We start from the raw sequence: 20,896 nt of genomic DNA, 5'->3' as shown, positions 1-20,896 counted from the left end.
AGGGGGACGGGTCCCCTTGCCGTCACCCTATCTGGGTGCTCGCCGCCGCGGGAACAAGGGTTTCGGCATCGGGATTGCGCTGGTCGATCTGGAAATTGAGGATCGTCGCAAAGCTCAGCCACGCCATATAGGGGACGAGCAGCCACGCCGCCGCCTTGCGCATCGGCGCAAAGGCAAAGGCCGTCGCGACCGTCACCATCAGGATGAAGATGATGAGGTAGAGCGCGCTCGTCACCTGATGCTGGCCAAAGAACAGCGGCGACCAGGCGAAGCTGGCGATCAGTTGGACGAAGAAGAGCAAAAGCGCAAAACCGCGCCCCGTCGCGCCGCGCGCGTGGAGGATCATCGCGAGCGACAGGCCAAGACAGGCATAGAGGGCGGTCCAGACCACGCCGAACACCCAGCCCGGCGGGACGATCGCGGGACGGTCGAGCGCCGCGAACCAGCGATTGTCATAGCCGCTGTTCGACAAGAGCCCCATCAGGCTGCCGATCAGCACGATCGCGGGCACGGTGACGAGCGCCCAGCGCCAATAGGACATGCGAAGCTGGCCCGGCGTCGCTAATTCGGTCATGCTCGGCTCAGCCCCCATTGCGATTCTGACGAGCACAGATGTTGCGGCTGGCACGCGGGTCGTCAAGCGAACAGCTGCGGTTTTGTTTCACTCGGGGACATAAATTGTCTCACACAAAGGCGCAAAGGCACGAAGACGCCGGCAATCTCTCGCAAACCCGCTCGTTCGGGCGCGCGCAGCGCCTTTTCGATGGTCGCCGGTAGCGACAACGGGCTGACCTCTTCGTGTCCTTGTGTGAGAAACGGGAATCCGGCCGTTCAGTCTTCGCGCACCGCCGCGACCAGAAATTCGACATTTCCCTCGGGGCCGGTGATCGGGCTTTCGACCAGATCGACGACGCGCCAGCCTTCGCTTTCGAGCCAGTCGCGCACCGCGTCGCACACGCGCACATGCACCGTGGCGTCGCGCACGACGCCCTTTTTGCCGACCTCGTGCCGCGCGGCCTCGAACTGCGGCTTGATCAGCGCGACAAGCCGCGCGCCGGCTTTCGCAAAGGACAGCGGCACCGGCAGCACCTTCGACAGAGCGATGAAGCTCGCGTCGCAGACGATCAGGTCGGCGGGTTCGGGAATATGCTGGGCGGTCAGGATGCGCGCGCTCGTCTGTTCGTGGACGATCACCCGCTCGTCCTGGCGCAGCTTCCACGCGAGCTGGTTGGTTCCCGAATCGACCGCATAGACGCGCGCGGCGCCGCGGCTCAGCAGCACGTCGGTAAAGCCGCCGGTCGACGATCCGACGTCGATCGCCACCGCGCCCGCAACATCCCAGCCGAGATGTTTCAGGGCATGGTCGAGCTTGATCCCGCCGCGCGACACCCACGGATGGTCGCGGCCCTTGACGCTGATGTCGGCATCGGCGGGAAGCTGCTGCCCCGCCTTGTCGATCTTGCGGTCGCCGACGAAGGCGAGCCCCGCGAGGATCAGCGCCTGCGCGCGCGTCCGGCTCTCGGCGAGCCCGCGGTCGACGAGCAGCTGGTCGGCGCGCTGCTTCGCCATCATTCATCCTCCGTCATTGCGAGGAGCGGAGCGACGAAGCAATCCAGAGTCGCGCAAACCGCCCTGGATTGCTTCGCTGCGCTCGCAATGACGAGCGAACGGATCATTCCGCTTTCGCCCGCCCGGTCAGCAGCGTCGGGGTCAGGATCTGCGGCAGGATTTCGGGATCGGCCGTACCCGGCGCATACCAGAGGTAGAGCGGCACGCTATTGCGCCCGTGCGCGGCGAGCGTGCGCGTGATCGCGGGATCGCCGTTCGTCCAGTCGCCGACCAGCGTGACGACCCCCGCCTTGTCGAACGCCGCCTGCACCGCATCGCGCTCGATCGCGCCGGCCTCGTTCGCCTTGCACGACAGGCACCAGTCGGCGGTGAAATAGACGAAGACCGGCTTGCCGCTCGCGCGCGCCCTGGCGAGTGCGGCATCGGAGAAGGCCGAACCCGCGGCTGCGTGACCCCGCTGCGAGGGTGTCAGCTCGGCGGCAGCCCCGGCGACGCTGCCGAGCAGGAGCAGGCCCGGCGCCGCGAGCAGCCAGCGGCGACCGTCGCCGTGCTGGACCGAACCCATGTGCCACAGCAGTATGACGATCATCGCCACCGCGATTGCCGGATAGATCAGGGCGGCACCGCCTCCCGCCTGCCGCCACAGCAGCCACGCCAGCGCCGCCGCGGTCAGCCCCATCGGCACCGCCATCCACTTGCGGAAAGTCGCCATCCACGGTCCCGGCCGGGGCAGGCGACCTCGCAGCGCGGGGACGAAGCCGATCGCGAGGAAGGGAAGAGCAAGACCGAGGCCGAGGCCGCCGAAAACCGGCAGCGCCGCCCAGACGGGCAGCACCAGCGTCGCGCCGAGTGCCGCACCGAGCAACGGGCCGCTGCACGGCGTCGCGACGAAGGCGGCGAGCGCGCCGGTCCAGAAGCCGCCCGCGGTGCCCTCCCTGGCGGCCAGCGCCTGCCCGCCGCCGAAGGAAGGCAGCTCATAGACGCCCGCGAGATTGAGCGTGATCGCGACCGCGAGCAGCAGCAGGACCAGCACGCTCAGCGGATGCTGGAGCTGGAACGCCCAGCCCACCTGTTCGCCTGCCGCGCGCAGGCCGAGCAGCACGGCCCCCAGCAGCAGCGCGGTCAGCACTGCGCCCGCGGCATAGGCGAGCGCCTCGACCTTCGCCACGCGCGCCGCGCCGCCCGAGCGCGCGAGGCTCAGCGCCTTCAGGCTCAGGATCGGAAAGACGCACGGCATCAGATTGAGGATCAGCCCGCCGAGGATCGCGCCGCCGAGCGCGGTGCCGAAGAGCGCAAGGTCGAAGCCGTCCGTCGCTCCGGCGACCGGTTCGCCGGCCGGCGGCACCGCGCCCGGGTCGAAGCGAATCGACAGGCCGCGCCCGTCGGCGAGCTTGAGCAGCGCATCGACCTCGCCCGCCGCATCGCCATTGGCGCGCGTTTCGATAATCAGATCGCTGCCGTTGCGGCTGAAACTCTGCGGCGCCGCATAGTCGGCGAGGCGCGGCGTTTCGACGAACAGGTGCGGGTCGGAGAGCGCGGTGCTCGCGGGCAGCGGCACGGCGAAGCGCAACCGGTCCCCTCGACGCTCCCAGCGCCCGGCGCGGTCGAGCGGCTGCGGCAATGCCGCGCGCCACGCATCGAAGCGCGCGCGCGACGCTTCGGTCACGGCACCGTCGCCCGCGCGCAATGCGACCGAGACCACCGCGCGTTCGGGCACGCACACCTTGTCGGTGCAGGCGAGCCAGTCGGCGACGCCCGAGAGCGTCAGGTCGGTGCCCGGCACGACGCCGTCATCGACCTTCACCTCGGCGAGCAGCGCATAGGGATGCTCATAGACATGGTTCATCATGCCGAAGAGGATCAGCGGCTCGGGCACCGGATAACGGAAGGGGCTTATGGTCACCCCCTCGGGCGCATTCCATTTGACGCGCAGACCGAAACCCGCGTCGCCGCCATTGGTCCAATAACCGTGCCAGCCCTTCTCGGGCGTCATCGCCAGAGCGATCGCCGTCTCCCCGCCGGGCGCGGGCGCGGGGGATTCGGCAACGAGCTTCGGGGCGATATGCGTCGGCTGCGCGCGCGCAGGCGCCAAAGCGAGCGCCGCCAGCACGAATAAGCCGAGCGCGGCGCGCCACGCCGCTGTCATCATAGCGTCCCCGATCTGTCCCATGCCCGCCGCGCGTCTGCCTTTCGTTCGAGACTTGCCATATAGGCGGCTTTCGTCGAGAGGACAGCCCGCGCCAACCCCGGACGACGGAGAAAGCCTCGTGAAGCTCAAAAACTGCACCGCCCTGATCGCCGCCACGCTCTGCCTTGCCGGCCCCGCGGCGGGTCTTGCCCAGGATTCGGCGCCGGCAGTGCAAAAGGTTACCGCGGCAACCCCCGCGCCAAAACTTCTCGTCGTCGTTGCGGTCGATCAATTCTCCGCCGACCTCTTCGCCGAATATCGCAGCCACTTCACCGGCGGTCTCGCGCGGCTCGCCTCGGGCGTCGTCTTTCCGGCGGGCTATCAGGCGCACGGCGCGACCGAAACCTGCCCCGGCCACTCGACGATCCTGACCGGAAACCATCCCGCGCACACGGGAATCATTGCCAATAATTATTACGACCTGTCGGCGGCGCGCGCCGACAAGAAGCTCTATTGCGCCGAGGACGAGACGGCGCCGGGCAGCAGCTCGAAGGAGTATGTCGCCTCGATCGACCATCTGCTCGTCCCGACGCTCGGCGATCTGATGAAGGCGCGCGATCCCAAGGCGCAGGTCGTCTCGGTTGCGGGCAAAGACCGCGCGGCGATCATGATGGGCGGGCGCCGGGCCGACGAGCTGATGTGGCTGACGCCCAAGGGGCTGACGGGCTTCAAGGGGGTGACGCTGTCACCGACCGCGCAGCAGGCGAGCGCTGCGATCGCCGCGGCCATCGCCGAACCGCGCCCCGGCCTGACGCTGCCCGCCGATTGCGCGTCGCACGACATCGCGATTCCGCTCGACACGGGCGGCACCGTCGGCACTGGCCGCTTCGCGCGCGACGGCGGCGATTTCCGCCGCTTCAAGGCGTCGCCCGAAGCCGACGGCGCGGTGCTCGCGACCGCGGCGGCGCTGCGGCAGGTGCGCAAGATGGGCGAAGGCAGCGGCACCGACCTCCTGATCGTCGGCCTGTCGGCGACCGACTATGTCGGCCACGGCTTCGGCACCGAGGGCAGCGAAATGTGCCTGCAGATGATGAGTCTCGACCGCGAACTCGGCGATTTCTTCGCGCAGCTCGACGCGACCGGGATCGACTATGAGGTCGCGCTGACCGCCGACCATGGCGGCCACGACATGCCCGAACGCAACCGCCAGAACGCCTGGCCCGGCGCCCAGCGCGTCGACCCCGCGCTGGACGCCGACGCGATGGGCAAGGCGGTCGCCGAGGAGCTGGGCCTGCCGCAGCCACTCCTCTATGGCGACGGCCCCTTCGGCGACATGTATCTCGCGAAGTCGTTGACCCCCGAGCAGCGCCGGGCGGCGCTCGCCGCGCTCGTCGCACGCTATCGCGCGCATCCGCAGGTCGAAGCGGTCGTCACCGGCGAGGAACTCGCCCAATGGCCCATCTCGAAACGCGCACCGGACGTCTGGTCGCTGATGGACAAGCTGCGCGCCTCCTATAATCCCGAGCGCTCGGGCGACTTCATCGTCGTGCTGAAGCCGCGGGTGACGCCGATTCCCGAATCGGGGGTCGGCTATGTCGCGACGCACGGGTCGGTCTGGGATTACGACCGGCGCGTGCCGATCCTCTTCTGGCGCAAGGGGCTCATCGGTTTCGAACAGCCGAATGCCGTGATGACGGTCGACATATTGCCGACCCTCGCGGCGCAGATCGGCCTGCCGGTCGACCGGACGAAGATCGACGGCCGCTGCCTCGACCTCATTTCCGGGCCGGACGACAGCTGCCGCTGACAGGAAGAGAAAAGAACAGGGTGATGACGAATAAAGTGGGGAGTTTCGCCGGCCGGATGCTGCTGGTCGGATGCGGCAATATGGCGGGCGCGATGCTCGACCGCTGGCTCGGCGCGGGACTCGACCCGGCGCGGGTCGCGATCGTCGATCCCGCGGCCTCGCCGCGCGCTGGGGTTGCGCAATACGCCTCGCTCGCCGAATGGCAGGCCGCCGGCGGCACCGCCGACTGGATCATGCTCGGCATGAAGCCGCAGCAGCTCGGCGAGGTGGCGGAGGAACTGGCGCCGATGGTAACCGGCGAGGTGACGCTGCTTTCGATCCTCGCGGGCGTTTCGCTCGCCGATCTCGCCGCGCGTTTCCCTGATGCCAGGGCACAGGTGCGCATCCTTCCCAATCTCGCGGCGCGGATCGGCGCGGGCGTCTCGGCAGTGGCGAGCCTCGGCGCGCCCGATCGCGCGATGATCGCGGCGTTGCTCGACGCGCTCGGCGAGGTCGTCGCGCTGGACGACGATATGACGATGGACCTGGTCACCGCCTTCACCGGCAGCGGCCCCGCCTTCGTCTTCCGCCTGATCGAATCCTATGCCGCGGCGGGCGAACGCCTCGGCCTGTCGTCAGAGGAGGCGCTCAAGCTCGCCAATGCGACCTTCGGCGGCGCGACTGCGCTTCTGTCCGAAAGCGGCGAAAAGCCGGGCACGCTGATCGCGCAGGTCGCGAGCAAGGGCGGCACGACGCAGGCCGGTCTCGACGTCCTCGACGCCGACGGACAGCTCGTCGCGCTGATGACCAACGTGCTGCGCGCCGCCCGCGACCGCGGCCGCGAACTCGCCGATCTGGCGAGGGGCGAGGGGTAGTCTGTCCTGTTGAGGTGGATTCAAAGCCCCCCGTTCGTCCTGAGGAGCCATTGAGCCCAGTCGAAATGGCGTCTCGAAGGACCATGCGCCGCGTCTGGTCCTTCGAGACGGGGCTTCGACAAGCTCAGCCCCTCCTCAGGACGAACGGGCTTCAATCCGGCTGATCAGGACAGACTCTAACCCCCCTCGCGTCCCAGCCGCGCGACCCGCCCGCGGTCCCCCGGCGGCAGCAGCGCTTCGTTGACCTGCCAGAAGCCGGTCACCGCCGCCTGACCGGCGTGCGTATAGGCGCGGCTCATCGCGTCGCGCAGCAGGGTGAAGATCGCGCCTTCGATCTGGCGGCCGGCGCTGGTCAGGCGCAATTCCTTCTGCCGCCGGTCGCGATTGCCCGGCCGGGTCGTCAGGAGGTCGCGCGCTTCGAGTTCCTTGACGACGCGCCCGAGCGACTGCTTGGTGATCCCGAGCAGGGCGAGCAGGTCCGAAATCGTCAGCCCCGGTGCGCGCGCGATGAAATAGAGCGCCCGGTAATGCGCGCGTCCGAGGCTATTTTCCGCGAGCCGCGCGTCGATCGTGCGCCACAGCGCGGCGTGGCCGAAGAACAGATATTCGATGCCGCGGCGGACCTCTGCCTCGCGCAAGAAAAGGGCAGATGCGGCGGGGACTTGTGAAAGAAAATTTTCTTCGGCCATGGCGACTACCGTTGCGCCGCGCGCCCGGCTTTGGCAAGAGGCGCGCACCGGCCAATTCCGGCCGGCGCCCCCAACTGCAAGGTCTCGTCCATGTCCGCTCCCGCTTTCGCCCGTCTGCCGCATCCCAATCCGACGGCCGACGACGTACGCGCGGCGGCGACCGCGGACCCAGCGTTCGGGCGCGTCTTCACCGACCATATGGTCTCGATCCGCTATAGCGAAGGCAGGGGCTGGCACGATGCGCAGGTGATGCCGCGCGGGCCGCTGTCGCTCGATCCCGCGACCGCGGTGCTGCACTATGCGCAGGAAATCTTCGAAGGATTGAAGGCCTATCGCCTCGACGACGGGTCGATGGCGCTGTTCCGGGTCGAGGCCAATGCCGCCCGCTTCAACGCCAGCGCGCGCCGCATGGCGATGGCCGAACTGCCCGAGGAGCTGTTCGTCGCCGCGGTCAAGGAGATCGTCGCCGCCGACGCCGGCTGGTTCCCGCAGGTTCAGGGCGGGGCGCTCTATCTGCGCCCCTTCATGTATGCGAGCGAGGTGTTCCTCGGCGTGAAGCCCGCGGCCGAATATCATTTCCTCGTCATCGCCTCGCCGGTCGGCAATTATTTCAAGTCGGGTGCCCCCGCGGTGTCGCTCTGGGTGTCGGAGGATTATACGCGCGCCGCGCCGGGCGGCACCGGCGCCGCCAAATGCGGCGGCAACTATGCCGCGAGCCTGATCGCGCAGCAGGAAGCGATCGCCAAGGGGCACGACCAGGTCGTCTTCCTCGACGCCGCCGAGCATCGCTGGATCGAGGAACTGGGCGGGATGAACATGTTTTTCGTTTTCGAGGACGGCAGCATCGTCACCCCGCCGCTGACCGGCACGATCCTGCCCGGCATCACCCGCGACGCGATCATCACGCTGGCGAAGGACGCGGGGCTGGCGGTGCGCGAGGAACGCTATGCGATCGACCAGTGGCAGGCCGATGCGGAAAGCGGGCGCCTGACCGAAAGTTTCGCCTGCGGCACCGCTGCGGTCGTGACGCCCGTGGGCAAGGTGACGCGCGGCGACACCAGCTTCACCATCGGCGCTGGCGGGCCGGGGCAGGTGACGGCGATGCTCAAGAACAGGCTCGTCGACATCCAGCGCGGCCGCGCCGCCGATCCGCACGGCTGGGTCACGCGGCTTTAACCGGATCGCGGCCCAAGCTGCGCCTTGCCAATCCGGGGCGGCGCGTATAGGAGCGCGCTCGCACCGGCGACTTGGGGCGTAGCCAAGCGGTAAGGCAGCGGTTTTTGGTACCGCCATGCGCAGGTTCGAATCCTGCCGCCCCAGCCAGTGCCTCCGTTCGGGCGGCCAGCCGGTGGACGTCGATGTGCACGAACGGGCTGCTCATGCCTTGCCCCCGGCGCAACTCTGTCGCAGGGGCGGGCCGCGGCCCGGCAGGCAAAGGGCGCATAACCGGTCAGCCGCGCAACATCTGCATCGCCGCCGCGCGGATGCGCCGGTAATTGCCGTCGGCGAGCGGGCCCAGAATGCCGTGCTGCTCCTCGGGCAGAAAGGCGAGCGGATGGCCGCCCGGCCGAAAGACATAATGATCGAACCAGGCGCGCCACGCGGCGCGCTCGGCCTCGGGGCGCTCGGCGATCGCGATCATCGCGAGCAGCATCGCGGCCCACGGCCTGTCGGGGCCCGCGGCGAAGCCGTCCCACCAGAAGTTGACCAAAATGTTGAGCGCGTCCAGCGCCTCGACCTTGTGCCACCACAGCTTGGGTATGTAGATCGCGTCGCCGGCCTCGAGTTCGACGACCAGCGCGTCCTGCCGCCGCGTCTCGAAGCGCGGGTAGCGCGGATCGCCGGGCGCGCTGTCGACCGCGAGCCCGACCGGCTGCCCCGCGAGGGTGCGGTCGATCGGGCCGACGTAAAGATCGCCGATCGCCGACGGCGGGAACAGGGTGAAGCGGCGGCGGCCCGCCGCGACGCAGGCGACATTGTCCATCATGTCATAATGGCAGGCGACGTTCGACGCATGGCCGATCCAGATGCGCGGCAGCACCGTATCGGGAAGAAAAAGCAGGGGCGTCAGCCGCTCGATGCCGGGGAAATAGCGTTCCGAGGGGAGCGATCCCATATAGAGCGTTTCGCCGTCCGGCCCCGCCGCCGACCCGGCGATGCGCCGCAACCCCTCGCGCGTCGCGAGTTCCTCGCGCACGAAATTGAAGCCCGTCAGCGCCGCGTCATAATAATAGCGCCCCTCGATCGCCGCCTGCCCGACGAAAATCTCGGCCTCGCGCCCGGCATCGAAGCGGTGCAGCGTATCGACGACGCCGTTCGCGCCGCCCTCCAGCAGCGGCCAGTTGCGCGCCGCCCCGCGCAGCAGCACGGGACGGGCCGGCACCATCACCCGTTCGCGAAACGCCTCGGCATCGGCGAGCGCTTCGGCGTCCGCTGCGGCGATCGCCCCGCTCATGCCAGCGCGGCGCAAAGGCGATCGTTGCGGATACGCGCGAGCCGCCGGATGTGCTGGACCGAGGCCGATTGCGCATAGGCAATCTGCAGGTCGCCGCGGCGAAACAGGTCGAGCGCGGCATCGTCGGGCAGCGCGTGCAGCGCGTCGAGGCTGACCGAATAAAGGCCGTCGAGCCGCAGCCGGCCTCCGTCGTCGAAATCGAGCGTGATGTCGATCGGCTCGATCAGCCGATGGGCGAGGAAGCGCGCGATGATCGCCTCGGTTTCGGGGAGCCCGTGGTGGAGCGTCTGCACCGCGTGCCGGATGCGGCCCAGCCTCTCGCTCGGTTCGCCGTCCGCGTCGAACAGCGCCTCGCCCGCGCGGTCGAAAATGGCATCGTCGCGGTCGATCGCAATCTTGTCGTCGACCACGAAAAAGCCCTGCCGCACCAGGTCGGCTGGGCGGTAGCCGGGAAGCAGGCCCTCTTCGGCGAGCAGATTCTCGCCGGGCTCCAGCCCCATGATCGCCCCGGCATAAAAGGCCCCCGTCTCGGGATGTTTGGTGAACAGGATCGGATAGTCGTGCATCGCCGCGAGAAACTCGGCGGCGACGAGCTGGACGAAATTGCGCCGCGCGGCATTGCGGGTGTTCACGCTCAAGGCGCCATGCGCCCGGGGATCCAAAAACTCCAACATATTTCCTCTCCTCCCCGATCAAATGCGCCTGTTTTCTAATGGATGGCGCCATCCCAACGCAAATATTTACCGGTAACTCCGACAAAAACTTGCATCGCCTGCGATCGCGATTATGATAGCGCTACCTAATGCGACATGGCCAGCGGATTCTCGCGCCCCGACTCGGGACCGGAATCGGCCGGATCGAATCGTTGGAAAAGTTAGCCCTGATCGAAGTGGGGCAACGAAAGAGGGAGAGGCATGATGTTGAGCGCGTCCAAGCGTGTGAAATCTTCTGGTAGCGTTATCACCTTGTCGCTGGGCTGTGCCACGAGCGCGCTGGCGCTCGCATGGGCGGCCCCGGCCGCGGCGCAGGACAGCCAGGCGCCGGCCGCGGACGAGGTGACCGACGAAGCGATTGTCGTCACCGGTCTGCGCGGCTCGCTTCAACGCAACCTCGACGTCAAGCGGACCTCGTCGGGCGTTGTCGACGTGATCTCGGCCGAGGATATCGGCAAATTCCCCGACTCGAACGTCGCGGCGTCGCTGCAGCGCCTTCCGGGCGTGTCGATCCAGCGCAGCGGGTCGCGCGGCGAGCCGACGGGTATCACCGTTCGCGGCTTCGGCGGCGACTTCAACACGACGCTCTATGACGGACGGCGCATCTCGACCGCGACGGGCGGCCGTCAGATCGACTTCAGCACCGTCGGGGTCGATTTCATCGGCCAGCTGAGCGTCCTCAAGACTCCCGACGTCGCCCTGTCGGCCAGCGCCATCGGCGCGACGGTCGATATTGCGTTCCCCAAGCCGTTCGACAATCCCGGCCTGCGCATCGCGGCGACCGCATCGGGGTCGATGCAGGACCGTGCCGACGATATCGTGCCGACGGCGGGCCTGCTCATCAGCAATACGTGGGACGACACCATCGGCATCCTCGCCGACGTCATCTACACCCGGCGCGACACCGACACCAACCGCGTCTATGTGAACGGCTGGCCGGGCGGCAATTTCGCGCCGTGCCAGCTCGCCGGCAGCAGTGCGGCGACCTGCTCGCCGACCGCAGCAACGGTCGATCCCGCGGTTCCCGCGTCGGATCAGCGCACTATCCCGGGCTGGTTCCCCCAGCAATATGGTGCCGAGCAGCAGCGGGTGAAGGACGAGCGCATCGACGCCCGGCTCGCGCTGCAATGGCAGCCGTCCGACAATATCATGGTCACGCTCGACAATAATTTCTCGCGCCAGAAGGTGGTGTCGGAAAATTACGCTTTCGGCGTTTGGTTCAACCAGACCGACCTGCGCAATGTCGAACTCGACGAAAATGGCACGGCGGTCAATTTCACCCAGGCCGGCAGCCCGACCGACTTCACCTCGGCGCTGAACACCGAGGTGCTCAAGACCAACCAGACGGGCCTCAACGTCAAGTTCGACGCGACCGACAATCTGAACTTCGAGTTCGATGGTGCCTATTCGAAGAGCTGGCGCAATCCCGGCGGTAATATCGGCAGCCTCAACGCCGACATCGGCTATGGCGGCGACCTCGGCACCAATTTGCAGTTCATCGTCGACGGCAACAGCAAAAAGGCCTTTCCGTCGATCGCCAATTTCGGTCCCGCGGGCAGCGCCGCCGACTGGGACAATCAGGCGCTGATCGGCTCGCACGTCACGGTCAACCAGACCCAGCGCAACACCGACGAACTGTGGCAGTTCCGCGCGGTGGGAACCTGGGAACAGGATGATCTGACGGTCAAGTTCGGCGGGCAATATTATCAGGACACCTATGATTTCCTGAACCAGAGCACCTTCACCAACAATTTCTGGCAGGCCTATGCCGGCTATGGCGCCCCGTCGGGTCGCAACACCGGCATCGCGCCGCTGCCCGGTTCGCTCTATCAGGGCAGCATCAGCCTCAACGGCTTCATTCCGGGCTATAACGGCAGCCTGCCGCCGTCGGTGTTCCTGTTCAGCCCTGTCGACTATCAGAATTATCTGACGAGCCTCGGCAATCCGCAGACGCAGAATATTCCGGGTTTCAACTATGGCTCGGTCAACGGCTTCACGGGCACCTTCGACGAGGCGGTCGATCCCGGCAGCGTCCTCAATGTACGCGAGCGGACATGGGCGCTTTTCATGAAGGTCGATTTCAACACCGAAATTGCCGGCATGCCGTTCCACTTCAGCGCGGGCGTGCGGAACGAGAATACTCATCTCCGCTCGATCGGGCAGGGGCGGCTTCCCGTCTCGATCGCGACGAGCACTGCGGACCCGACGCTGCTCACCGTGTCCTACGGTCCGACGCAGCCGATCGAGCGCGGCAGCGACTATTCCTATCTGCTGCCCAGCATTGATGCGCGGCTCGAAATCACGCCCGAATTCCAGCTTCGCATGAGCGCGTCGCGGACCTTGACCCGCCCGGCGCTCAACCTGCTCAACCCGGTGCTCAACGTCGGGTCGGGCCAGCGTGTCGGCGCCTTGACCGCGAGCGGCGGCAATCCCGATTTGCGCCCCTATCTGGCGGATAATTTCGATATCGCCGCCGAATGGTATTATCAGCGCAACTCCTATTTCTCGGTCAACGCCTTCCTCAAGAATGTCAGCAACTTCATCGTCGGCGGCGTGACCACCCAGCCGATCAACGGCGTCGTCGACCCGACCACCGGACAGCCCGCAATCTTTGCCGTCACGCAGCAGATCAACGGCCCCGATGCGACGGTGCGCGGCGTCGAGCTTGCGTGGCAGCATGTGTTCGGCGATTCGGGTTTCGGCTTCCAGGCCAACGCGACCTTCGTCGATACCAATCGTCCCTATGACGAGCTTGACATCTCGCAGACCGGCTTTGCGGTCACCGGGCTTGCCAATTCGGCGAACTTCGTCGGCTTTTATGACAAGAACGGCTTCCAGATCCGCGCAGCGCTCAACTGGCGCGACGAATATCTGCTCCAGTTCGGGCAGAATCAGAATACGGGATCGTTCGGTGCCGAGCCGACATTCGTCGACCCGAGCTTCCAGGTCGATTTGAGCACGAGCTACGATATCAACGACAATTTCAGCGTCTTTGCCGAAGCGCTGAACCTCAACAACAACCAGCAAAGCACGCACGGGCGTTTCTCGAACCAGCTGCTCGACGTGTTCGACTATGGGCGTCGCTACACGCTCGGCGTGCGCTTCCGCTATTAACGGGGGCCTCCCATGGGGCGGAATGCGATCATTCGCATTCCGCCCGATTTTTTGTAACCCCGATTTTTTGTAACAATGGCCGCATGCAAGTGATTCAGCGCATTGTCATCGTGGGGGGCGGAACGGCGGGCTGGCTGACCGCCGGGGTGATCGCCGCGCGGCATCGCGGGCGCATGCCCCACGGGTTCGAGGTCACGCTGGTCGAATCGCCCAATGTTCCGATTATCGGCGTGGGGGAGGGGACCTGGCCGACGCTGCGCACCACCTTGCGGCGCATCGGCGTCTCGGAAACCGACTTTTTCCGTCATTGCGACGCGGCGTTCAAACAGGGCGCGCGCTTCAACCGCTGGACGACCGGCGCCGACGACGACGGCTATTATCACCCGCTGATGCTGCCGCAGGGGTTCGCGCAGGTGAATATGGTGCCGCATTGGCTGGCGGATGGCGACGGCAGCTTCTGCGATACGGTGACGCCGCAGGGGCGGCTGTGCGACGCGGGGCTTGCGCCCAAGACGATCGCGACGCCCGAATATGAAGCGCTGGCGAACTATGCCTATCATCTCGACGCGGGCAAATTCTCCGCCTTTCTTCAGCGCCATTGCTGCGAAACCCTCGGGGTCCGCCACATTCTCGCCGACGTGACCGAGGTACGGATGACCGAATCGGGCGACGTGGCGGCGCTCGAAACCGAGCAGGGGCCGGTGATCGAGGGCGACCTCTTCGTCGACTGCACGGGCTTTCGCGCCCTGCTCATCGGCGATGCGATGCAGGTGCCGTTCCGGCCGTGCGGCGACACGCTGTTCTGCGACACCGCGCTGGCGGTTCAGGTTCCTTATGCCGATCCGGCCGATCCGGTCGTCTGCCACACGATCTCGACCGCGCAGTCGGCGGGCTGGATCTGGGATATCGGGCTGCCGACGCGGCGCGGCATCGGGCATGTCTTTTCGAGCAGCCACATCAGCGCCGACGAGGCCGAGCGCGAACTGCGCGCCTATATCGGCCCGGCGGCGGACGGGCTGACCGTGCGCCGCATTCCCATCCGGTCGGGGCATCGCGAAACCTTCTGGAAGGGCAATGTCGTCGCGGTCGGGCTCGCGGCTGGCTTCCTCGAGCCGCTCGAGGCGTCGGCGATCGTCCTCGTCGAACTGTCGGCCAAGATGATCGCCGAGCAACTGCCGCCGAACCGCGCGGTCATGGACGTCCTCGCGCGCCGCTATAACGCGACGACCCATTATCGCTGGGGGCGGATCATCGACTTCCTCAAACTTCACTATGCGCTGACCCGGCGCGACGACAGCGATTTCTGGCGCGACAACCGGCAGCCCGAGACGATTCCCGGCCGGCTGCTCGACCTGATGGAGTTGTGGAAATTCCAGCCTCCCTGGCTGCACGACGAATTCGACCGCGCCGAAGAGGTTTTTCCTGCCGCCAGCTATCAATATGTTCTCTACGGAATGGGCCACCAGACCCGAACGCCGCAGGGCGAGGGGGCGACCGATGCCGAACTGGCGCGGCGCGCGCGGCGCGAGACCGAGGTGCAGACCGCGCGGCTGATGGCTGGCCTGCCGCGGCACCGCGAGCTGCTCGACAAGATCGCGCAGCACGGAATGCAGCCAATTTGATCGCCCGCCGCGCGGGCGGCGCATTTTTCCGAACGAAGGGGGTAGTGATGAATTGGATGGCTCGGCGCGTGATGGTTGCCGCCCTGATGTCGGCGGCGGCGGCGGTGCCCGCCGTCGCTCCCGCGCAACCCGCCGAGCAGCGCGGCGCAGAGGAGGATGCGGCGGTGCGTCTCGCGCGCGATCTGGTCGCGAAGATGACGCTCGAGGAAAAGCTGCCGCAGCTTCTGAACACCGCCCCCGCCATCCCGCGCCTCGACATTCCCGCCTACAACTGGTGGACCGAATCGCTGCACGGCGCGCTCGGCCCGGTGCCGACCACCAATTTTCCCGAACCGATCGGGCTCGCCGCGACCTTCGATACGCCGCTTGTCGAGCGCGTGGCGGACGCGATCGGCACCGAGGTGCGCGGGCTCCACACGCTGGCGCGGCAAACCGGCCGGCTTGGGCGGATCGGCACCGGGCTCGACACCTGGTCGCCCAACATCAACATCTTCCGCGATCCGCGCTGGGGTCGCGGCCAGGAAACCTATGGCGAGGACCCCTTTCTGACCGCCGAAATGGGCAAGGCGTTCATCCGCGGTATGCAGGGCCCCGATCCCGACCGCCCGCATGTCATCGCCACGCCCAAGCATTTCGCGGTCCACAGCGGACCGGAGGCGACGCGGCACAGCGATAATTTCTTCGTGTCGCCCTATGACATAGAGGACAGCTATCTGCCCGCCTTCCGCGCCGCGATCGTCGAGGCGCGTGCGGGGTCGATCATGTGCGCCTATAACCGGGTGAACGGCCAGCCCGCCTGCGCGAGCGACCTGCTGCTCAAGACGCATCTGCGCGGCGCCTGGGGTTTCGAGGGCTATGTCGTCTCCGACTGCGACGCGGTGCGCGACATCGACGAAAATCACAAATATGCCCCCGACGCGGCGGCCGGGGTCGCGATCGCGATGCGAACCGGGGTCGACAATGAGTGCAACACGAACACGCTGTCCAATACCGCGGGGCTCGAGCGCCGCTATCGCGATGCGCTGGCCCAGGGCTTGCTGACCGAAGAGCAGATCGACGACAGCCTCGTCCGCCTCTTCGCCGCCCGCTACCGGACCGGCGACCTTGCGGGCCTCGCCGATGCGCCGCCCGCCGTGCCCGCGAGCGCGATCGGCGCCGTCGAACACCGCCAGCTTGCGCTCGACGCCGCCGAAAAGGCGATGGTGCTGCTCAAAAATTCGGGCGTCCTGCCGCTGAAGCCCGAAAGCCGCGTCGCGGTGATCGGCCCGCTCGGCGACGCGACGCGCGTGCTGCGCGGCAATTATTCCTCGACGCTGACCGGCCCGCCGGTTTCGGTGGTCGACGGGCTGCGCGCGGCGCTCGGCGACGAACGCGTGACGCTCGTTCCGTTCGGCGAGTCGATCACCGACGGCGACCGCGTGCCGACCTCGGCGCTGCGCACCCCCGACGGCCGGCCGGGCGTGCTCGTGCGCTATTATAATCCGCTGACCCCCGTGCCGGCCGAGTTCGCACCCGGCGAGCGCGACAAATTCCTCAAAACGGTCGAATATTCGGCAACGCCGGTCGTGTCGCGGATCGAACCCGATGTCGGCGACCGCCAGCTGGAACTCGCCAAGGTCGCCGACGTGCATCGCCGGACCTTCACCGGCTTCCTCGTCGCGCCAAAGAGCGGCACCTATCGCGTCGGGCTGACCGGGCCCGGCGGGGTGCTGACCTTCGACGGAAAGCTGATCGCCGATCGCCGCGCCAGCCGCTACAACGACCTGCCCAGCCTGACGACGATGCAGCTGACTGCCGGACAGCGCTATTCCTTCACGATCGAGGGCGGCGGGTCCGATCTGGTGTGGAAGCGCATCTCGCCGACCCCGGCCGCCGACCTTGCGCGCGCCGCCGCGGACGCCGACGTGCTGGTCGCGGTCGTCGGGCTGACCTCCGACATGGAAGCCGAGGAGACATCGTTCCAGATCGAGGGCTTTGCCGGCGGCGACAAGACCTCGCTCGACCTGCCGCGCGATCAGCGCGTGATGCTCGAACAGGCGCGCGCGACAGGCAAGCCGATCGTCATCGTCGCGATGAACGGCAGTCCGATCAACCTGCAATGGGGCAAGGATCATGCCGCCGCGATCCTCGAAGCCTGGTATCCGGGCGAGGCCGGCGGCACCGCGGTGGCGAATATCCTGACCGGGCGGACGAATCCGTCGGGGCGCCTGCCGCTGACTTTTTATCGCAGTGTCGACGATCTGCCGCCGTTCGACGATTATGCGATGAAGGGGCGCACCTATCGCTATTTCACCGGCACGCCCGTCTATCCGTTCGGCCACGGCCTCAGCTACACGGATTTCGACTATGGGCCGCTGACCGTGCGCGCGGCGCCCGGTGGCGGGCAGGACGGCGTCACCGTCACGACCGAGGTCGTCAACAAGGGCGCGCGGGCGGGCGAGGATGTGGCGCAGCTCTATCTTTCCTTTCCGCCGCGCCCGGGAATGCCTCGACTGGCGCTGCGCGGTTTTCAGCGGGTTTCGCTCAAAGCCGGCGAGACGAAAACGCTGCGCTTCGAGCTGTCGCCGCGCGATCTGTCGAGCGTGACGCCCGGCGGCGACCGCCGGGTGACTGCGGGCCGTTACCGCGTCACGATCGGGTCGGGCCAGCCCGGAACCGGCGTCGTCGCCACCAGCGAAGCGAGTTTCGCGGTCGACACGCCGCGCGACCTGCCGCGATGAGCCGGAAGGGACCGCTACGGGTTGTTCCCGGTTGACTTGTCGGCGGCCTTCGCCTTGATCATGGGTCATGGACAAGGAAAAGGCGGGCGATCGGGCCGAAAAAGCCAGACGGGGGACAGGTGCCGCGCGTGAACGGGGGCCGGGGCGCCGCTTGCGCGGCGCGGTCGCGAACAAGCTCGGCACCGCGATCCTGTCGGGTGAGTTCGGGCCGGGCGATATCCTGTCGGGGGAGATTGCGGCGGCGGAAGCGCTCGACGTCTCGCGCGGCGCCTATCGCGAAGCGATCCAGGTGCTCGCAGCCAAGGGTCTCGTTCAGAGCCGGCCCAAGACAGGAACGCGCGTGCTGCCGCGCGAACGCTGGAATCTCCTCGACCCCGAAGTGCTCGCCTGGGCCTTTGCGGGCACCCCCGACGCGCGCCTCGTGCGCAGCCTGTTCGAGCTTCGTCTGGTGATCGAACCCGCAGCGGCGGGCTTCGCGGCGCAGCGCCGGACAAAGGCCGACATCAAGCGGATGCGCGACGCGCTGAACGGAATGCGGCACCATTCGCTCGCGACCGCGGAGGGGCGCGCCGCCGACCGCGATTTCCACGATGCACTGCTCCGCGCGACCGACAATGACGCCCTGATCGTGATCAGCGCGTCGATCGGCGCCGCGGTTTCGTGGACCACGCAGTTCAAGCAGCGCACGCGCGCACTGCCCCGCGACCCGATTCCCGACCATGCGCGCGTGCTCGATGCGATCGTCGCCGGCGATGCCGAAGGCGCGAGCGAGGCGATGCGGCTGCTCGTCGAACTGGCGCTCAAGGACACGAAGGACGTGATGGCGATTCCGCCCGCGGGCCCGGGGCCAGCCGACGACATCTGATCATCCGGCGGTCAGGCTTTCGCCGCGCAGCCGGACCGGCCGCCCGCCCGCAAGCGCGACCTCGACCGAGCGGCCGGCGCACGAGACGCGGCGTATGCCGCCGGCCTCGGCGGTCAGCACCGCCTCCTCGATCCGGCCGCCGCGCCAGCGAATATCGACCCGGCAGCGCCCGCGCGCGCGCAGACCCGCGACCGAACCGTCGGGCCAGGCGGCGGGCAGCGCGGGCAGCAGCCTGATCGCGTCGCCGCGGCTGCGCATCAGCATTTCGGCGATGGCGCGCGTGCCGCCGAAATTTCCGTCGATCTGGAAGGGCGGATGCGCGTCGAACAAATTGGGATAGGTGCGGCCCGGCCCCAGCAGAAAGGCGAGGATGCGGTGGGCATGATCGGCTTCGCCCAGCCGCGCCCAAAGCGCGGCGCGCCAGGCGGTCGCCCAGCCGGTCGATTCGTCGCCGCGCAGTTCGAGCGACCGGCGCGCGGCCGCGGCGAAGCCGGGCGTGCGTTCGGGGTCGATCTGGTCGCTCGGAAACAGCGCATAGAGGTGCGAGACGTGGCGATGGTCGGGCTCGGGGGCGAGCGCGTCCCAATCCTCGCGCCACTCCTGAAGCTGCCCTTGCGCGCCGATCCGGTCGGGGGCGAGCCGCGCCCGCGCGCGGCGGATCTCGGTCGCGAAATCCGCATCGACGCCCAGAATGCCCGCCGCCGTCGCCACCTGGTCGAACAGGTCGCGCAAAATCTGGTTGTCCATCGCGGGGCCGGCGCAGATGGCGGCCCCGAACCCATGCCGGTTTTCGGGTGAGATGGACGGGTTGGTCACCAGTTCGCCCGTGACCGGATCGCTTTGCAGCGTGTCGAGGAAGAACAGCGCGGCGCCGCGCATCAGCGGATAAGCCGCGCGCAGGAAGTCGCGGTCGCGGCCATAGTCATAGCGTTCCCATAAATGGGTACACAGCCACGCGCCGCCGGTCGGCCACATCCCCCATTTCGCGCCGTCGATCGGGGCGGTGGCGCGCCACAGGTCGCTGTTGTGATGGCACATCCAGCCGCGCGCGCCATACATCTCGCGCGCGGTCTTCTCGCCGGTGATCGCAAGCTCGCGCACCATCCGCAGCAACGGCTCGGTGCATTCGCCGAGCGCGGTGACTTCGGCGGGCCAGTAATTCATCTCGGTGTTGATATTGACCGTATATTTCGACTGCCACGGCGGATCGTCGGAACCGTTCCAGATGCCCTGCAGATTCGCCGGCTGGCTTCCCGGCCGCGAGGAAGCGATCAGCAGATAGCGCCCATAGTCGAAATAGAGCGCCGCCAGTGCGGGATCGTCGGCGAGGCGGTCGGCGCGCACCCGCTCGTCGGTCGGGCGCAGGGCTGCCGGCGTCGTGCCCAGATCGAGCGATACCCGCCGGAAAAGCGCCCGATGCGCCGCGACCGCATCGGCGCGCAGCCGCGCGAAGCCGCGCTCGCGGGCGCGGTGCAGCGCGTCGAGCGTCGCGGCTTCGGGATCGCCCGCGACATCGTCGAAGCGGCGATAGCTCGTCGCCATCGCGATCATCACGGTGATCGCGCGGGCGCCCTTCACGCGCAGCCGGTCGCCGAGCGGCGCGACTGCGCCGCCATCGACCTCGACCAGTGCGCGGGCGGCGAAGCGCAGCGCGCCCGCCACACCGGCCCGCGCGGCGTTGCGGCCGGTCAGCGTCACCATGTCGCCCGCCGCGACGGCGTGCGCTTCGGGCTGCCCCGACGTCAGGGCGACATCGAGGTCGAACGGCGCGTCGGCGGCAAGCCGCACCACGAGCACATCGTCGGGGGCGGAGGCGAAAATTTCGCGTCGGTGGCCGACGCCGTCGAGCCGAAAGCGCACCGTCGACACCGCCGAATCGAGATCGAGTTCGCGACGGTAGCCGGTGATTTCGCCAGGCTCGGCGGCGGGCAGGTCGAGCAGCAGATGCCCGACCGACTGATAGGCCATCTGAGTGCGCGGGGTGCCCATCAACCGGGCGTCGGCCAGCGCTTCGGCTTCGGCATATCGCCCTGCGGCGACGAGACGGCGCACCTCGGGCAGCGCGTCCCGCGCTGCCGGGTTGACCGGGTCATAGGGGCCGCCGGTCCACAGCGTATCCTCGTTGAGCTGGAGCCGTTCGTGCGCGGTGCCGCCAAAGATCATCGCGCCGATCCGGCCGTTGCCGACCGGCAGCGCTTCGATCCAATCGCTCGCGGGCTGGCGATACCACAGCCGGGACGCCGGGGCCGGGGGCGCCGGTGCCGCCGCCGCGCCGGCAGCGGGCAGGACGGCGGCGGCCGCGGTCATCCCCTGCAGCACGTCGCGCCGCGAGACGCCGGGGCCACCGGTTCCGTCCATGC

At 67.9% G+C, this 20,896-nt stretch carries 14 protein-coding genes and 1 tRNA gene; 8 read left to right on the top strand and 7 right to left on the bottom strand.

The window, feature by feature from the left end; genetic code table 11:
- Positions 1-22 precede the first annotated feature (22 nt).
- The 3 genes from CHB69_RS06430 to CHB69_RS06420 all read right to left on the bottom strand — a co-directional run bounded on the left by CHB69_RS06430 (position 23) and on the right by CHB69_RS06420 (position 3,739).
- Positions 23-574 (bottom strand): TspO/MBR family protein, encoded by a 552-nt coding sequence (locus CHB69_RS06430; protein ID WP_089215172.1) that lies wholly within the window; start codon positions 572-574, stop codon positions 23-25.
- 257 nt (positions 575-831) lie between these two features.
- Complete coding sequence (locus CHB69_RS06425) at positions 832-1,569, bottom strand: TlyA family RNA methyltransferase (RefSeq protein WP_089215308.1); 738 nt, start codon at positions 1,567-1,569, stop codon at positions 832-834.
- A 103-nt stretch (positions 1,570-1,672) separates the two neighbouring features.
- Positions 1,673-3,739: a protein-disulfide reductase DsbD family protein gene (locus CHB69_RS06420; protein WP_245836586.1), complete on the bottom strand. Its 2,067-nt coding sequence runs from the start codon at positions 3,737-3,739 to the stop codon at positions 1,673-1,675.
- Positions 3,740-3,836: 97 nt separating this feature from the next.
- On the opposite strand from CHB69_RS06420, the gene CHB69_RS06415 reads away from it, so the two are divergent.
- Both CHB69_RS06415 and proC read left to right on the top strand, forming a co-directional pair.
- Positions 3,837-5,504 carry an alkaline phosphatase family protein gene (locus CHB69_RS06415; RefSeq protein ID WP_245836585.1) on the top strand — a complete coding sequence of 556 codons (1,668 nt, stop codon included), beginning with the start codon at positions 3,837-3,839 and terminating at the stop codon, positions 5,502-5,504.
- 23 nt (positions 5,505-5,527) lie between these two features.
- Positions 5,528-6,358, top strand: coding sequence for a pyrroline-5-carboxylate reductase (gene proC / locus CHB69_RS06410; protein WP_089215169.1), 831 nt, complete (start codon positions 5,528-5,530; stop codon positions 6,356-6,358).
- Positions 6,359-6,534: 176 nt separating this feature from the next.
- On the opposite strand, the gene CHB69_RS20060 is transcribed toward proC, so the two are convergent.
- A complete protein-coding gene (locus tag CHB69_RS20060; RefSeq protein WP_170935457.1) occupies positions 6,535-6,996 on the bottom strand; it encodes a MarR family winged helix-turn-helix transcriptional regulator in 462 nt (153 codons plus the stop codon).
- Between the two features lie 141 nt (positions 6,997-7,137).
- Between CHB69_RS20060 and CHB69_RS06400 the strand changes: the two genes are divergently transcribed.
- Positions 7,138-8,223, top strand: a complete 1,086-nt coding sequence (locus tag CHB69_RS06400; RefSeq protein WP_089215167.1) for a branched-chain amino acid aminotransferase — start codon at positions 7,138-7,140, stop codon at positions 8,221-8,223.
- Between the two features lie 72 nt (positions 8,224-8,295).
- Positions 8,296-8,370: transfer RNA gene (locus CHB69_RS06395), tRNA-Gln, on the top strand.
- 127 nt (positions 8,371-8,497) lie between these two features.
- Here the strand turns inward: CHB69_RS06395 and CHB69_RS06390 are convergent.
- Both CHB69_RS06390 and CHB69_RS06385 read right to left on the bottom strand, forming a co-directional pair.
- On the bottom strand, positions 8,498-9,502 hold the full coding sequence (locus tag CHB69_RS06390; RefSeq protein ID WP_089215166.1) for a cupin-like domain-containing protein: 1,005 nt from the start codon (positions 9,500-9,502) through the stop codon (positions 8,498-8,500).
- Positions 9,499-10,176, bottom strand: a complete 678-nt coding sequence (locus CHB69_RS06385) for a SapC family protein (protein ID WP_170935456.1) — start codon at positions 10,174-10,176, stop codon at positions 9,499-9,501. The genes CHB69_RS06390 and CHB69_RS06385 overlap by 4 nt, the downstream gene beginning before the upstream one ends.
- Before the next feature lie 240 nt (positions 10,177-10,416).
- Between CHB69_RS06385 and CHB69_RS06380 the strand changes: the two genes are divergently transcribed.
- The 4 genes from CHB69_RS06380 (at position 10,417) to CHB69_RS06365 (ending at position 18,536) form a co-directional block, all read left to right on the top strand.
- Positions 10,417-13,329, top strand: a complete 2,913-nt coding sequence (locus tag CHB69_RS06380) for a TonB-dependent receptor (protein WP_089215165.1) — start codon at positions 10,417-10,419, stop codon at positions 13,327-13,329.
- Positions 13,330-13,412: 83 nt separating this feature from the next.
- On the top strand, positions 13,413-14,951 hold the full coding sequence (locus CHB69_RS06375; RefSeq protein ID WP_089215164.1) for a tryptophan halogenase family protein: 1,539 nt from the start codon (positions 13,413-13,415) through the stop codon (positions 14,949-14,951).
- Positions 14,952-15,007: 56 nt separating this feature from the next.
- Positions 15,008-17,671 carry a glycoside hydrolase family 3 C-terminal domain-containing protein gene (locus CHB69_RS06370; protein WP_089215306.1) on the top strand — a complete coding sequence of 888 codons (2,664 nt, stop codon included), beginning with the start codon at positions 15,008-15,010 and terminating at the stop codon, positions 17,669-17,671.
- Positions 17,672-17,738: 67 nt separating this feature from the next.
- Entirely contained in the window at positions 17,739-18,536 is a 798-nt protein-coding gene (locus CHB69_RS06365) for a FadR/GntR family transcriptional regulator (protein WP_089215163.1), read from the top strand.
- Here the strand turns inward: CHB69_RS06365 and CHB69_RS06360 are convergent, their stop codons facing one another.
- A complete protein-coding gene (locus CHB69_RS06360) occupies positions 18,537-20,894 on the bottom strand; it encodes a glycoside hydrolase family 95 protein (protein WP_089215162.1) in 2,358 nt (785 codons plus the stop codon).
- Between the last annotated feature and the right edge of the window lie 2 nt (positions 20,895-20,896).

It is taken from the genome of Sphingopyxis indica (genome assembly GCF_900188185.1).
GTDB lineage: Bacteria > Pseudomonadota > Alphaproteobacteria > Sphingomonadales > Sphingomonadaceae > Sphingopyxis > Sphingopyxis indica.
This window is presented reverse-complemented; position numbering and strand designations above follow the sequence as displayed.